We start from the raw sequence: 14,462 nt of genomic DNA, 5'->3' as shown, positions 1-14,462 counted from the left end.
GCTCCGTCAGGCCAGTTCAGCGCGCACGACTTGCTGCAGTCGCGGACGTGGGGTGGCTTCGGGGGTGTTTTCCGCCAACAACGGACGGAAGCCACCCTTCTCGGCATCGAAGGCACGGATCTCGCCATGGGCGATGTCATAGATCCAGCCGTGGATACGCAAGGTGCCAGCGGCCAGACGTGCCGCAACTACCGGCTGCGTCCGCAGATGGTCCAGCTGCGAGACCACGTTCTCTTCGGTCATGCAGTCCAGCGCATCCTGACTGTGCGGATCGTGGCCATGATGGGCGGTGACATGGCGCGCCGAATCGGTGTGCTTGAGCCACGCCGCCACGGACGGCACATCTTCCAGCGATTCCGGCTTGAGCACCGCCTTCATGGCGCCGCAATCGGTATGGCCGCAGATCACGATATGACGCACACCCAGCACGGCGATGGCGTACTCGATCGCAGCGACAACGCCGCTGACGTGTTGCGAGTAAGGCGGCACGACGTTGCCGATGTTGCGATAGACGAACAATTCGCCAGGTTGGGCGGAGAAGATCAGCTCCGGCATGACGCGCGAATCGGCGCACGTAATGAACAACGTGTGCGGACTCTGGCCACCGGCCAATTCCTGAAAGCGCGCACTCTGGCGCGGATACACTTCCTTACGGAAATGACGAAAACCATCTAGCAAGCTTTGCATGGGAGATACCTCTAGGCAACGGATGGCAATCCACGGCGCAAACCGCGAAGTGCAAAGACGAACAAATCAAATAAGTCCGGTGCGCAGCACCGGTTGACGCGACAAACGAAGGATCAGGCGCGCAGTGCGTTAGGAGGACGCAGTTGCGGGATCAGGTCGCGTTTTTGAGATGCCGGCGCGTAGTGCGCGTACCAAGAGGGAAAATAGCGTGCGACCACCGGCCATGCTTGGGAGAGCAAGGGGATGTCGTCTGCAGAATGGGTATCGACCTGGGTCTGTGCGTCCCCGTCGTCCTGCAGATCTTCGGCTGCGTCACGTTCTTCGCCAGCATCCACCATCACCGCCAAGCCGTCGCCCACAAGCGCATCGTGGATGCGATCGTGCGCATTGGCTGCCGACCACGCGGTGAGCGCGAGCAGGCAGACCAACAGCAATTGGAGGAATCGAGGAAACATGGCCTCGAAACTAACAATTTAGAACGCGCCTGCGCAAGTGGTGCGACGCACAAAGCGCTTGATTGGCCGGCATTTCACGGCATCGATTCAGGTCGCCATAAGCTTGAGCCCGCCAGCAGCAGGTAAAGGCGCGCTATCGCAACTGTCATAAACCGGCCGTCGTTCAGACTTATGACACACACTGACAAAGTTTAAACACGCGTAAATCTTTGTCTTTATTGGCAAAAATCAAATTGCGATGCAGTCCGAAGTTGTCACATTAACGCAACTTTCACGCCCTAGCCTGCGCTCACTTTCTCGTCAGGTCGCAAGGCACCCATGAAACTTTCTCCTACCCTGCTCGGCTCGGCCTTGTTGCTGGCGCTGGCCGCGCCCGCTGCGCATGCCGAAATCGCCATCGATGTGATCGGCGGCTCCGAAGTCTCGCTGGAAGGCCTGGTCCAGGCCGACGGCAACTGGTTCCACAACGATGTGCAGGACCTCAATGGCCCGATCGGCGCCAACGGCGACAATTCCGAATTCAGCATCCGTCGCGCCGAGCTGGTGCTCAAGGGCAAGGGCCCGGGCAACTTCGAGTGGGTGGCCGGGTATGACCCGAGCGTGCTGAAGGAAGTCACCATCCGCGGCACCACCATCCGCAGCACCGGGCGCTTCCTCGACAACAACATCAAGTACAAGTTCGCCGGCAACGCCAACAACTACCTGCAGATCGGTCAGTTCAAGCAGCCCAACAGCCTGGAAGAACTCTCCAGCACCAAGAACAACGATTTCGTGTCCAAGGCCGCGGTGACCAATACCTACGGCATCTCGCGCCGGCTGGGCGTGGCCTACGGCATGGGCGACAACAACTGGAGCATCACCGCCAGTGCGTTCGGTCGCGAACTGACCCGTAATCAGGCTCATGGCAGCGGCTACGGCGCGCGCGGCACCTGGGCGCCGATCAACGAAAGCGGCAATGTGCTGCACTTCGGCCTCAGCTATCTGGGCTACGACACCGACGACGACACCCTGCGCCTGCGCGCGCGTCCGGACGCCGACCTGACCACCATCCGCCTGATCGACAGCGGCGCCATCACCAACGTGGACAGCGTGGGTGTGGCCGGTGCCGAGGCGATGTGGATCACCGGCCCGTTCAAGCTGCAGAGCGAATTCTTCCAGGAAAACGCCAAGCGCATCGGCAACAACGCCAACGATTACAAGAGCGATGGCTGGTACGTCAGCGGCGTCTGGAACATCACCGGCGAGACCTGGGGCTACAAGGCCGGCGTGCCGACCACCCCGCTGCCGAACGCGCCGGCCTCCGGCCTGTGGCAGCTGGCGGTGCGCTACGACACGCTGGACCTCAACGACGGCCACCTGGTTTCCAATGGCAGCACCCCGTTCGTGGACGGCGTGCTGGGCGGCAAGATGGATGTGTGGACGATCGGCGCCAACTGGTACTGGCGCTCCAACTTCAAGTTCGCGCTGGACTACGCGAAGGTGGAGAGCACCCGTTACAGCAGCGCCACGCGTGGCCTGGTCGACGACAACCCGTCGATCATCGAGGCACGTGCGCAGTTCTATTGGTAAGTGAGCGACGGTTCGGCCGCCGTGGCGCGCTCGGCTGAGCGCGCGGCGGCGGCAACCGCCTTCGCCAGACCCGGCAAAGCGCGCCAGCGCAACGCCGTCATGGTCATGTCATCTCTCCGACATCGCGCGGTCATGCCCCTGCCCTGCAATGGCATGCACGCGGGACGTCCTTATCCCTTCGCTACAGGAGCTGTTCCGTGATCCACTCTTTGAAGACCCGTCTGGCCGTGGGCGTGCTTGCCGCCTCGCTGGCGCTGTGCGCCCAGGCCGCCGATGTCACAGGTGCCGGTGCGTCGTTTATTTACCCGGTGATGTCCAAGTGGTCGGCCGACTACAACGCGGCCACCAAGAAGCAGGTCAACTATCAATCGATCGGTTCGGGTGGCGGCATTGCCCAGATCAAGGCGGCCAGTGTGGACTTCGGCTCGTCCGATGCGCCGCTCAAGCCGGAAGAACTGGCAGCGGCCGGTCTGGCGCAGTTCCCGTCGGTGATCGGCGGCGTGGTGCCGGTGGTCAACGTGGCGGGCATCGCCCCCGGTGCGCTCAAGCTGGATGGCAAGACCCTGGGCGACATCTTCATTGGCAAGGTCAGCACCTGGAACGATCCGGCCATCGCCGCGCTCAACCCGGGCGTGAAGCTGCCCGAGGGCAAGATCACCGTGGTGCATCGCTCGGATGGTTCGGGCACCAGCTTCAACTTCACCAACTACCTGTCCAAGGTCAACCCGGACTGGAAGAGCAAGGTCGGCGAAGGCACGGCGGTGCAGTGGCCGACCGGCATCGGCGGCAAGGGCAACGAGGGCGTGGCCGCCTACGTCAAGCAGATCAAGGGCGGTATCGGCTATGTCGAGCTGTCGTATGCGCTGCAGAACAAGATGGCCTACACCGCGATGAAGAACGCCGCCGGCAAGTTCGTGCAGCCGTCCGATGAGACCTTCGCCGCCGCTGCCAACAGCGCAGACTGGGCCAATAGCAAGGACTTCTATCTAGTGATGACCAACGCCGCCGGCGACAACGCCTGGCCGATCACTGCCACCAACTTCATCCTAGTTCAGAAAAAGCCCAAGAGTCCGGAAGGCCTCAAGAACACGCTGGACTTCTTCCGTTGGGTCTACAGCAAGGGCGATGCGCAGGCCAAGCAGCTGGACTACGTGCCGCTGCCGGACAGCCTGGTGACCCAGATCGAAGGCTACTGGGCCAAGAATCTGCCCAAGTAAAGAGAGAGCCATAGCAACAGGAACGACGCCGTCTCTCTCCCCGGCGTCGGCACCGGGACGCGGCCCTTTCGGGGTCGCGTCTTTTTTGTGATGCCTTCGCCAGAAGGCACTGTCATGCGTGTGTAACAAAAACATCATTTCATAGCGTCGTCTGCCGGACACCCGGCCAATCCAGCCTCGGAGCTTCCATGAAACTGCAGTCGGCCAGCCTGACCGCCCTGTCTCTCACCATCGCCCTCGCCCTGGCCGCGTGTTCGCCCGGCGGCAAGGATGCGCAGTCCGGCGACACCACCAAGGGCGCTCCCAGCGCAGGCGCCACCGCCGGGGACAGCAAGATCGCTGAAATCTCCGGCGCCGGTGCCTCCTTCATCTACCCGCTGGTGTCCAAGTGGTCGGCCGATTACAACGCCGCCACCGGCAACAAGGTCAATTACCAATCGATCGGCTCCGGCGGCGGTATTGCGCAGATCAAGGCCGGCACGGTGGACTTCGGTTCGACCGACAAGCCGCTGGACAGCGCCGAGCTTGCCCAGGCCGGTCTGGGCCAGTTCCCGTCGGCGATCGGCGGCGTGGTGCCGGTGATCAATCTGGAAGGCATCGCCCCGGGCAAGCTGCGTCTGACCGGCGCGCTGCTGGGCGACATCTTCCTGGGCAAGGTCACGATGTGGAACGACGCGGCGATTGTCGCGGCCAACCCGGGCGTGACCCTGCCGGCGACCAAGATCAACCTGGTGCATCGCTCGGATGGCTCGGGCACCACCTTCAACTTCTCCAACTACCTGTCCAAGGTCAGCCCGGAGTGGAAGAGCAAGGTCGGCGAAGGCACCTCCGTGCAGTGGCCGGGCGGCGTCGGCGGCAAGGGCAATGAAGGTGTTGCCTCGTACGTGCAGCAAATCAAGGGTTCGATCGGTTACGTCGAACTGGCCTATGCCCTGCAGAACAAGATGCCCTACGCCTCGCTGCAGAATGCAGCCGGCCAGTGGGTGGAGCCGAATGCGGAAAGCTTCGCCGCCGCAGCCGCCAGCGCCGACTGGGCCAATGCCAAGGACTTCAATCTGGTGATCACCAATGCACCGGGCGAGAAGGCCTGGCCGATCACCGCCACCAACTTCATGCTGATGCACAAGCAGCCCAAGGATGCGGTGCGCAGCAAGGCAACGCTGGAGTTCTTCAAGTGGGCGCTGGAAAACGGCCAGACCCAGGCCAGCGAACTGCATTACGTGCCGCTGCCGCCGGAACTGGTGAAGCAGATCCAGGCCTACTGGGCCAGCGAGTTCAAGTGATGCCCTGCACCCGCTGTTGTGGCGGGTTGCGCTGCGGTGAGGTGCCTGCGGGCGCCTCACCGTTCCTGTTGTCTCACGCTCCCGCGATTGCGCGGGTGACGAGTCCAATCGAATGAATGCCACCGCCATTCCCGAAGCGATGACCGCACCACGCGGCCGCGATCTGCGCGATGCGCGTGCCGATCGCCTGTTCAAGCTTGCGTTGGCCGCCACGGTCGTTTTCGTCCTGCTGGCGCTCGGCAGCGCCGCGCTGTCGATGCTGTGGGGCGGACGCCATGCCTTGCAGATGCAGGGCCTGAGCTTTTTCTATTCCGCCGACTGGAATCCGGTGGAAAACAAATACGGTGCACTGGCGCCGATCTACGGCACCCTGGTCACCGCGTTGATCGCGATGGTGATTGCGGTGCCGGTGAGTTTCGGCATCGCATTCTTCCTCACCGAAGTGGCGCCGCGCTGGTTGCGCGGTCCGGTCGGTACCGCGATCGAATTGCTGGCTGGCATCCCGTCGATCATCTACGGCATGTGGGGCCTGTTCGTGCTGGTGCCGGTGATGACCGAGCACGTGACGCCCTGGCTCAACGATCACATGGGCACGCTGCCGTTGATCGGTCCGTTGTTTCAGGGCCCGCCGCTGGGGATCGGGTTGCTGACTGCAGGCTTCGTGCTGGCGATCATGGTGATTCCGTTTATCTCCTCGGTGATGCGCGAAGTGTTTCTGACCGTGCCCACGCGTTTGAAGGAATCGGCCTACGCGCTGGGCTCGACCAAGTGGGAAGTCAGCTGGGACATCGTGCTGCCGTACACCCGCTCTGCGGTGATTGGCGGCGTGTTTCTGGGCCTGGGCCGGGCGCTGGGCGAAACCATGGCAGTGGCATTCGTGGTCGGCAACACGGTGCGGCTGTCGCCGTCGCTGCTGGAGCCTGGCACCACCATCGCTGCCTTGATCGCCAATGACTTCGGCGAGGCCACCGAAACGTATCGCTCGGCATTGTTGCTGCTCGGCTTCGTCTTGTTCATCGTCACCTTCATCGTGCTGGCGATTGCGCGCTTCATGCTGATGCAGCTGTCGCGTCGGGAGGGCAACTGATGTCCTCGGTCTCGCAATCCCTCTACAACCGCCGCCGCGTGATCAATGTGGTGGCGCTGCTGCTGTCGTGCGTCACTGCGTTGTTCGGTCTGTTCTTCCTGGCCTGGATCCTGTGGACCTTGTTGTCCAAGGGCGTGCCGGGCATCGACCTCAATTTGTTTACCAAGATGACACCGCCGCCGATGCAGGAAGGTGGTTTGCTCAACGCCTTCTTCGGCAGTGCGGTGATGTGCGGCCTGGCGCTGGCGATCGGCACCCCGCTCGGCATTGCCGCCGGTACCTGGCTGGCCGAATACGGCAATGCGCGCAAGACCGGTTTGGTGGTGCGTTTCGTCAACGACATTCTGTTGTCGGCGCCGTCGATCGTGCTCGGCCTGTTCGTCTACACGCTGTACGTGATGCAGACCGGCGGGCGCTTCTCGGCGTTTGCCGGTGCGTTGTCGCTGGCCTTCATCGTGCTGCCGGTGGTGGTGCGGACCACCGACGAAATGTTGCGTCTGGTGCCGGCGCAGATGCGCGAAGCGGCGTTGTCGCTCGGCATCCCGCAGTGGAAGGTCACCGTGCAGGTGCTATATCGCGCCGCCTCGGCCGGCATTCTCACCGGCATCCTGCTGGCGCTGGCACGCATCAGCGGCGAGACCGCGCCACTGCTGTTCACTGCCTTCGGCAATCAATACTGGAACAGCAATATCTTTCAGCCGATGGCCAGCGTGCCGGTGATCATGAATCAGTTCGCCGGCAGCCCCTACGAGACCTGGCAGACCCTGGCCTGGTCCGGCGCACTGGTACTGACCGCGTTCGTGTTGTTGGTGAGCCTGGGCGCACGCGCGCTGCTATTGCGCAACAAGATTTCCAATGACTGACCTTTCCTTCCGGACACCCGACATGAACGATCTCCAAAACGCCAAGCCGATGCATCGCATCGCTGTCCCGGCCGCCAAGGGGGCGCCGACGGCGCAGGCGCCGGTGAAGGTGGCCGCACGCAATCTGGATTTCTATTACGACAAGTACCACGCGCTCAAGAGCATCAACATCGAGATTCCGGAAAAGCGCGTCACCGCGCTGATCGGGCCTTCGGGTTGCGGTAAGTCCACCTTGCTGCGCATCTTCAATCGCATCTATGCGCTGTATCCGAAGATGGAAGCGCGCGGCGAAGTGCTGCTGGACGGTGAAAACATCCTGTCGCCGAAGTACCCGATGAACCGGCTGCGCAGCAAGGTCGGCATGGTGTTTCAGAAGCCGGTGCCGTTTCCGATGACGATTTTCGAAAACGTCGCCTACGGTATTCGTCACCACGAAAAACTGTCCAAGGCCGACATGCAGAACCGCGTCGAGCAGGCGCTGCGTCAAGGTGCGCTGTGGGACGAGGTCAAGGACAAGCTGGGGCAAAGCGCGCTGGGTCTGTCCGGCGGTCAGCAGCAGCGGCTGTGCATCGCACGTGCGGTGGCGCTGCGACCGGATGTGTTGCTGCTGGACGAACCGACCTCGGCGCTGGATCCGATTTCCACCAGCCGTATCGAGCAGCTGGTGGAAGAACTCAAGCGCGAATACACCATCGTGATCGTGACCCACAACATGCAGCAGGCCGCGCGCGTATCGGACTACACCGCTTTCATGTACCTGGGCGACCTGATCGAACACGACCGCACCGAAACGATCTTTTCCCAGCCGTCCAAGCAGCAAACCGAGGATTACATCACCGGTCGTTTCGGTTGATGTAGGGCCAGACATCGCAACGCCGCATTGACGCAGCTCCGCCGCACCGCCCGGCACGACATCAACATCACGTGCGATGTCGCCAAGGTGACGGCGGACATCCACCACTGCCACGAATCGAGATCACGATGAACCAGCACCTCAACGACCATATCGTCAAAAGCTACGACGAGGAGCAGCACCGTCTTGTCGCCGAGATCGTGCGCATGGGCGACACGGCGGTGGCGCAGCTGGAAGCCGCGCTGGATGTGGTGGAGCGTCGCGACGACAACGCCGCACATCGCATCGTGGTCAACGACGAAGCGATCGATGCGCTGGAGCATGCGATCAGCCACGACGTGATGCGCCTGGCGTTGCGTGGTCCGATGGCGCGCGACCTGCGCGAGATCCTGGCCGGCCTGCGTATTCCTGCCGACATCGAACGCATCGGCGATTACGCGGCCAACGTGGCCAAGCGCTCGATCGCGCTCAACTCTGCACCGCCGCTGCCACAGACCGTGGGCCTGCGTGCGCTGGGCCAGATGGCCGCGCATGCCGTGCGCGAAGCCGTGCAGGCCTATCGCAACAAGGATGCCGATGCGGCGATTCGCGTACGCGATGAAGATGCACGCCTGGACGCGCAGTACACCGCGCTGTTTCGCGAATTGCTGACCTACATGATGGAGGATCCGCGCAACATCACTCCCTGCACGCATCTGCTGTTCATGGCCAAGAATCTGGAACGCATCGGCGACCACGCGACCAACATCGCCGAGAACGTGTGGTTCCTGGTGCATGGCGAACAGCCGCTGCCGCCGCGAGTGAAGCGCGACGACACTACCCGCGTCATTTGATTCAAGACGCGTGCCGGCAACAGCCATCGATACGCTGAAACCAGCCGAAACGCTTTATTTCATTACGTATTCAGCTAATCAAGCCTAGTGTGAAATTACACAGGCCGTTCCTGTGACGCAGGAGTACGCAGATGAAACGCATCATTGGATCTCTCATGGCTTTGTCGCTGCTGACCTCCGCTGCAGCGTTCGCTGCGCCTCAGCAACACGACGACCGCGATCATGATCGCGACCACACTGCGCAGCGTCACGATGATCGCGGCAACGACCGCCGCGACGACCATCGTGATGACAGGCACGACGACAAGCGCGACGATCGCCGCAGCACCCACAACGACGATCACCGCAACGACCGCCGCGGCCCGCCTTACCGGCGTGGCGAGCGCCTGGCGCCGGACCATCGTGGCAATCGCGTCGCCGATTACCACAAGCATCATCTGAACAAGCCACCGCGCGGGCACGAATGGCGCCAGGTGGACAACAACTACGTGCTGATTGCAGTGGCCACCGGCCTGATCGCAAGCGTGGTCGCCGGTCACTAAGCGAACCGTCAGATGCGTCGTCAAACTGGGCCCGATCCGCGGCAACGCGGGTCGGGCTTTTGTTTGCCGGAGCGCTGCGCGCGCAGGGCATGTGTGGCCGGCACCTGGCCACGATCGAGCACGGCGTGCGACCTGCTAGGCTATGCCGATGAACGAACCGGTCGACCTGCAGCCTGCCTCCTCCTTCTTGCCCATGTCGCGGCGCTTTCGCGGCTATCTGCCCGTGGTGGTGGATGTGGAAACCGGTGGATTCGACTGGAACAAACACGCGCTGCTGGAAATCGCCTGCGTGCCGATCGAAATGGATGCCGACGGTCGCTTCTTTCCGGGCGACACCGCCAGCGCACATCTGGTGCCGGCGCCGGGCCTGGAGATCGACCCGAAGTCGCTGGAAATCACCGGCATCGTGCTCGACCACCCGTTCCGCTTCGCCAAGCAGGAGAAAGACGCGCTGGATCATGTGTTCGCGCCAGTGCGTGCGGCGGTGAAGAAGTACGGCTGCCAGCGCGCGATCCTGGTCGGCCACAACGCGCATTTCGATCTAAACTTCCTTAACGCCGCAGTCGCGCGCGTGGGCCACAAACGCAATCCGTTTCATCCGTTCAGCGTGTTCGATACCGTGACCTTGGCCGGTGTGGCGTACGGGCAGACCGTGCTGGCGCGCGCAGCGCAAGCCGCAGGCCTGGATTGGAACGCGGCCGATGCGCATAGCGCGGTGTACGACACCGAGCAGACTGCGCGGTTGTTTTGCAAGATTGCCAATGCCTGGCCGGGGCCTGTTTGAGCTGGGATTGGGGATTGGGGATTCGCAAAAGCATGGGGTGCCTCTGCTTGAAAAATCTGCATTTGGCGGCGCCACTGCGTGCGGCCGTACCCTCATCCGCCCCTGCGGGGCACCTTCTCCCGTAGGAGAAGGGAAGCGCTAGTTAGCTCGCTTTTGCGAATCCCCAATCCCGAATCCCGGCCCTAACCCACGCAGATCCGATCGCGCCCTGCACTCTTGGCTTCGTACAAGGCGTGGTCAGCGCGTTGCATCAGTGATGAGCCGGTGTCGTCATCGCGCAGCTCGGCCACGCCGGCACTAAAGGTCACTTGCAGGCCGTCCACGCCGCCCCAGTCTTGACGCGCATGGAACAGCGCGCGGATACGCAGGCATAGCGCCTGCGCCTCTTCCAGCGAAGTGTCGGCGAGCAGCAGGGCGAATTCTTCGCCGCCGAGCCGGGCCGGCAGATCCGAGGCACGTGCGGCGGCAATCAGCAGCACACCCACTTCATGCAGCACCGCATCGCCACTGGCATGCGAGTAATGGTCGTTGATGCGCTTGAAGTGATCGATATCCAGAATCGCCAGTACCAGCGAGCGCCCACTGCGGCGTGCGCGACTGATGTCGCGCGCCAGCGCTTCGTCGAAGTGGCGACGATTGGGGAGCCCGGTCAGTGCGTCTTCGTGCGCCTGGCGCTCGAACACGTCGGACTTGATGCGTAGCCGCGTCAGTAGCTCGCTCTTTTCCTGGTTGGCCTGCAGCAGGCGCTGCGCCTGCAACTGCAGATCTTCGGTGCGTTTGCGCACCAGTTCGGCCAGGCGTGCGTTGTGGGTCTTGTAGCGATGCAGCAGCAACCGGTACAACAAGGCGAGCGCAAGCAGCGCAGCCAGCACTGCCGCAAAACGCACGTCGTGGCGTTGCCACCACAGCGGCAAGACCTCGAACGCCCACATCGCCTCGTGCGGACTCCACGCACCGCCAGGGTGCCGGGCCGCCACATGCAAACGATAGCGGCCGGGCGGCAAGCCGATGAATTCCACGCTGCGCTGCCGGCCACGTTCGGTCCAGTCGTTGTCCAGGCCTTCCAGGCGGGTGCGGTACTCGATCCGCTCCGGCAACAGAAAGCTCATGCCGACGTAGGACACGTTCAAGCGATGCCCGCCGGGCAGCTTTGCCTGCTGCCGCCAGGCCAGCGGGCGGCCATCCTGCTGCACGCTCTCGATCAATGCAGGCGGCGCGCGGCGCTCGCGAAAGCGCTGCAACCGCGATGGATCGACCGTGCTGATGCCGCCTGCAGTGACCACCCACACCGAACCGTCGGCGCGCGCGATCATGCTCGGGCTGGAGCTGCCATTGGCCTGCGCGTTGCCCATGCCATCGATCTCGCCATAACGTTCGATGGTGAGCCGGCCGCGTCCATCGGCGACCGCGTCGAGCGTGCCGAGTTCGGTGCGCAGGACGCCGCGATTGCTGCTGATCCACGCGTTGCCGAGGCGGTCGTTGACCAGTTGGAACACCGTATCCACCGGCATGCCCTGCTCCAGGCCCACGCGTGCCAGCGCGCCCTGGCGCACGCGATACAGGCCGCGGTCGGTCGAGATCCAGACAGCGTTGCCGATGCTCTGAAAACCGAACACGCTGCGGGCGCCGCCAAGTCGCTCCAATCCCAACTGCTGCAGCTTGCCGTCGCGCAGCACCGCAGCGCCATCGACCGACCCGATCCACAGCGCACCATCGATGCGCGCCAGCGCGGTCACCACGCCATCGGGCAGGCCGTCGATCGTCAACGCCACTCGCGTGCCGTCCACCAACTTGACCACGCCGCGCTGCGTGGCCAGCCACACCACTGCGTGGTCGGCGGCGGCGTCGTCGATCACGATGGCGCGGATATGCCCGCTGGGAATGCCCTCGGCCTCGCCGTAGTGCCGCAGCACGCGTCCGTCGCGCAGGACGAAGACGCCATCGGCATAGGTGCCCACCCACAGGTCGCCCTGCCGATCCAGCGCCAGGCTCAGCACCGAGAGCTTGCGTCCGGAGGGAGTGGCAACCGGCACCGGCACGATGCTCCCGTCCGGCAGCATGCGATCCAGGCCTGCGGTGCTCGCAATCCACAGACTGCCGTCGCGGTCTTCCAGCACCGCGCGGGCATAGTCGCCACTCAGGCCATCGCGCTGGGTGTAGCTGCTGAACAAGGTTTCGCGCAGCCGGAACAGGCCGCCATTGGCGCCGACCCAGATGCTGCCTTCGGCATCCTCGCGCAGGCTGACGATGCGCCCTGTCGGCAGGCTACGGCCGGCTGGCAAATGCTCCACCCCATGACTGCCAATCCGCAGCAACCCCTGGTTTTCGCTGCCCAGCCACAGGTCGCCATGGCGATCCTGCAGCATCGCAGTGAAGTGTCCCTGCCCCGGTATGCGATGCGTCAGCTCGGCGCGTTCGCCCCGCAGGCGATACAACTGCTCGCCCGCGACGACCCAGATGGTGCCGTCCGGTGCGCGATACGGCCATGCCAGACCGGGCGGCAGGCCGAACGCCGCAGGCGCGCGATGCATGTGTCCATCCAGTTCGCGGTAGATCAGCCCGTCGAGCGTGCCGATCAGCAACCGCCCCTGGTCGTCAAACAGCATGCGCGGAAAGCTGCTCTGCAGCGGCACGCCATCGCGCGGCGGGAAATACGCGAAGCGCCCATCCGGCCACAGGCAACCAAGCCCGTGCCCTTCGAACAATAACCACATGCGGCCTTGCGCATCCATGGTCATTGCGTGGATCAGCGCTTGCGGCCATTGCCCTCGTCGCTCCCAGCGCCGCCATTGCCCATCGGCGCTGTGTCGCACCAGATTGCCGCGTGCATCGCTCAGCCACAGTGCGCCGTCGCGATCGACATACAACGCACCGACGCCGTTATCGGGCAAGCCGGGGCGCGTGCTGCGATCGATGACGCTGAATTCCAGCCCGTTGTAGCGCACCAGGCCTTCCCAGGTGGCGAACCACAGGTAGCCGTCGTGGGTCTGGGCGATATCGCGCAGCGAGTTGTGCGGCAATCCGTTGCGCGAACTCCAGCTGTCGATCGCGTAGTCGCGCAATTGCGCCGTTGCAGCGGGTGCGGCAGCCGCGGCGAACGCGCACAACGTCAACAGCAACCAGGCACCGGCACTAAGCCAGCGCTGCCACTGTCTATCTCCTCGTGCCGGCGCCCTGACGGCGCACGTGCTCTGGCCTGTACGACAGGCGCCCACCCCATGATTCATCGGACACAACACGCCGTTTGCTGACGATATGGTAGGCAATAACGCATGCGCGCGTCGGTAATCGATAGGCGTGTTGTCGAAAGTGCTGATGCACAAGCGTTGCGTCTTCGCTCGGCGACACATCGCAATCGACATCTGCGCAATCGTGCGCGCAACTGCACGATTGTTGCGAGTACATGCGACGCGTGCGTGTTGAACGAGACGGCTTGGGTCTGGCGATCAATCCGCGCGCATATCTCTAGGCGCGAATGCGATTACGCGCCCAGGCGCTGGCGCACGGCTTCGAACAAGGTCACACCAGCCGCCACCGACACGTTGAGGCTTTCGATATCGCCCGGCATCGGAATCTTGACCAGGCCATCGCAATGCTCGCGCGTAAGCCGGCGCAGGCCATCGGCCTCGCCACCGAGCACCAGCCCGACATTGCCGCGCAGGTCCACGCTGTAGAGCGACGCCTCGGCTTCGCCGGCCAGACCGTACAGCCACACGCCCTGCTTCTGCAGATCACGTAGGCACCGCGCCAGATTGGTCACCGCCACCACCGGAATCCGGTCGGCCGCACCGGCCGAGGTCTTGCGCACGGTGGCATTGACGGTGGCCGATTTATCCTTGGGAATCACCACCGCAGTGACGCTGGCGGCGGCAGCGCTGCGCAGGCAGGCGCCGAGATTGTGCGGGTCCTGCACGCCATCCAGGATCAGCAACAGCGCACGTCCTTCGGCGGCCGTCACCAGGGCTTCGAGCTCGTTTTCTGCCCACAGCCGCGCCGCTGCGTACCGCGCGACCACGCCCTGGTGGCGGACCTGCCCACCGACGCCATCGAGCGCCTGCGTGTTGACGCGACGCACCTCGATGCCCTTGCGGCGCGCCTGCTCTTCGATCTCGGTCAGGCGCGGGTTTTTGCTACCGGCCTCGATCAACACCTCGCGCACGTTGTCGGCGTCATTCTCGACCGACGAGGCAACGGCGTTGACGCCGACGATCCACTGATTCTGTTTGCTCATTGCGCGGGCATACGAAGAGATAAAGGGGAATGGTAGGGCCTGCGGCCTGCCACGTCAC

At 63.5% G+C, this 14,462-nt stretch carries 13 protein-coding genes; 9 read left to right on the top strand and 4 right to left on the bottom strand.

Features of this window, described 5'->3' with window-relative positions; translation table 11 throughout:
- Window positions 1-6: 6 nt before the first annotated feature.
- Window positions 7-687, bottom strand: coding sequence for a carbonic anhydrase (locus tag AC1KVG_RS11400; protein ID WP_006450301.1), 681 nt, complete (start codon window positions 685-687; stop codon window positions 7-9).
- A gap of 113 nt (window positions 688-800) precedes the next feature.
- On the bottom strand, window positions 801-1,121 hold the full coding sequence (locus tag AC1KVG_RS11395) for a hypothetical protein (protein ID WP_176341075.1): 321 nt from the start codon (window positions 1,119-1,121) through the stop codon (window positions 801-803).
- Window positions 1,122-1,460: 339 nt separating this feature from the next.
- Here AC1KVG_RS11395 and AC1KVG_RS11390 point away from each other — a divergent pair, with 339 nt between their 5' ends.
- The 9 genes from AC1KVG_RS11390 to rnt all read left to right on the top strand — a co-directional run bounded on the left by AC1KVG_RS11390 (window position 1,461) and on the right by rnt (window position 10,173).
- Complete coding sequence (locus AC1KVG_RS11390) at window positions 1,461-2,711, top strand: OprO/OprP family phosphate-selective porin (protein ID WP_006450303.1); 1,251 nt, start codon at window positions 1,461-1,463, stop codon at window positions 2,709-2,711.
- Window positions 2,712-2,908: 197 nt separating this feature from the next.
- Entirely contained in the window at window positions 2,909-3,928 is a 1,020-nt protein-coding gene (pstS, locus tag AC1KVG_RS11385; RefSeq protein ID WP_115038108.1) for a phosphate ABC transporter substrate-binding protein PstS, read from the top strand.
- A gap of 188 nt (window positions 3,929-4,116) precedes the next feature.
- Window positions 4,117-5,211 carry a phosphate ABC transporter substrate-binding protein PstS gene (gene pstS, locus AC1KVG_RS11380; protein WP_481094471.1) on the top strand — a complete coding sequence of 365 codons (1,095 nt, stop codon included), beginning with the start codon at window positions 4,117-4,119 and terminating at the stop codon, window positions 5,209-5,211.
- Between the two features lie 112 nt (window positions 5,212-5,323).
- A complete protein-coding gene (gene pstC, locus AC1KVG_RS11375) occupies window positions 5,324-6,298 on the top strand; it encodes a phosphate ABC transporter permease subunit PstC (RefSeq protein ID WP_481094470.1) in 975 nt (324 codons plus the stop codon).
- Window positions 6,298-7,161 (top strand): phosphate ABC transporter permease PstA, encoded by an 864-nt coding sequence (gene pstA, locus AC1KVG_RS11370; RefSeq protein ID WP_006450307.1) that lies wholly within the window; start codon window positions 6,298-6,300, stop codon window positions 7,159-7,161. The genes pstC and pstA overlap by 1 nt, the downstream gene beginning before the upstream one ends.
- A gap of 22 nt (window positions 7,162-7,183) precedes the next feature.
- Entirely contained in the window at window positions 7,184-8,014 is an 831-nt protein-coding gene (gene pstB / locus AC1KVG_RS11365) for a phosphate ABC transporter ATP-binding protein PstB (RefSeq protein WP_023903589.1), read from the top strand.
- A 128-nt stretch (window positions 8,015-8,142) separates the two neighbouring features.
- Window positions 8,143-8,847, top strand: coding sequence for a phosphate signaling complex protein PhoU (gene phoU / locus AC1KVG_RS11360; RefSeq protein WP_023903588.1), 705 nt, complete (start codon window positions 8,143-8,145; stop codon window positions 8,845-8,847).
- Window positions 8,848-8,978: 131 nt separating this feature from the next.
- Window positions 8,979-9,389, top strand: coding sequence for an RcnB family protein (locus AC1KVG_RS11355; RefSeq protein WP_481094469.1), 411 nt, complete (start codon window positions 8,979-8,981; stop codon window positions 9,387-9,389).
- Window positions 9,390-9,531: 142 nt separating this feature from the next.
- Entirely contained in the window at window positions 9,532-10,173 is a 642-nt protein-coding gene (gene rnt / locus AC1KVG_RS11350) for a ribonuclease T (protein WP_481094468.1), read from the top strand.
- Between the two features lie 182 nt (window positions 10,174-10,355).
- Here the strand turns inward: rnt and AC1KVG_RS11345 are convergent, their stop codons facing one another.
- Both AC1KVG_RS11345 and rlmB read right to left on the bottom strand, forming a co-directional pair.
- Window positions 10,356-13,400, bottom strand: coding sequence for a diguanylate cyclase domain-containing protein (locus AC1KVG_RS11345; RefSeq protein WP_481094467.1), 3,045 nt, complete (start codon window positions 13,398-13,400; stop codon window positions 10,356-10,358).
- Window positions 13,401-13,654: 254 nt separating this feature from the next.
- The gene (rlmB, locus tag AC1KVG_RS11340; protein ID WP_006450313.1) at window positions 13,655-14,404 is read right to left on the bottom strand and encodes a 23S rRNA (guanosine(2251)-2'-O)-methyltransferase RlmB; all 750 of its coding nucleotides are present in this window, start codon (window positions 14,402-14,404) and stop codon (window positions 13,655-13,657) included.
- Window positions 14,405-14,462 lie beyond the last annotated feature (58 nt).

The organism is Xanthomonas sp. NCPPB 3959, from assembly GCF_056675575.1.
The sequence above is the reverse complement of the archived record's forward strand: the minus strand, read 5'-3'. Positions and strand labels throughout refer to the sequence as shown.

Bases quoted from the DNA above. Each gene is read 5' to 3' on its own strand.
- AC1KVG_RS11400 (WP_006450301.1), bottom strand. From the start codon at position 687: ATGCAAAGCTTGCTAGATGGTTTTCGTCATTTCCGTAAGGAAGTGTAT.
- AC1KVG_RS11390 (WP_006450303.1), top strand. From the start codon at position 1,461: ATGAAACTTTCTCCTACCCTGCTCGGCTCGGCCTTGTTGCTGGCGCTG.
- pstS (WP_481094471.1), top strand. From the start codon at position 4,117: ATGAAACTGCAGTCGGCCAGCCTGACCGCCCTGTCTCTCACCATCGCC.
- pstC (WP_481094470.1), top strand. From the start codon at position 5,324: ATGAATGCCACCGCCATTCCCGAAGCGATGACCGCACCACGCGGCCGC.
- pstA (WP_006450307.1), top strand. From the start codon at position 6,298: ATGTCCTCGGTCTCGCAATCCCTCTACAACCGCCGCCGCGTGATCAAT.
- pstB (WP_023903589.1), top strand. From the start codon at position 7,184: ATGAACGATCTCCAAAACGCCAAGCCGATGCATCGCATCGCTGTCCCG.
- phoU (WP_023903588.1), top strand. From the start codon at position 8,143: ATGAACCAGCACCTCAACGACCATATCGTCAAAAGCTACGACGAGGAG.
- AC1KVG_RS11355 (WP_481094469.1), top strand. From the start codon at position 8,979: ATGAAACGCATCATTGGATCTCTCATGGCTTTGTCGCTGCTGACCTCC.
- rnt (WP_481094468.1), top strand. From the start codon at position 9,532: ATGCCGATGAACGAACCGGTCGACCTGCAGCCTGCCTCCTCCTTCTTG.
- AC1KVG_RS11345 (WP_481094467.1), bottom strand. From the start codon at position 13,400: ATGAATCATGGGGTGGGCGCCTGTCGTACAGGCCAGAGCACGTGCGCC.
- rlmB (WP_006450313.1), bottom strand. From the start codon at position 14,404: ATGAGCAAACAGAATCAGTGGATCGTCGGCGTCAACGCCGTTGCCTCG.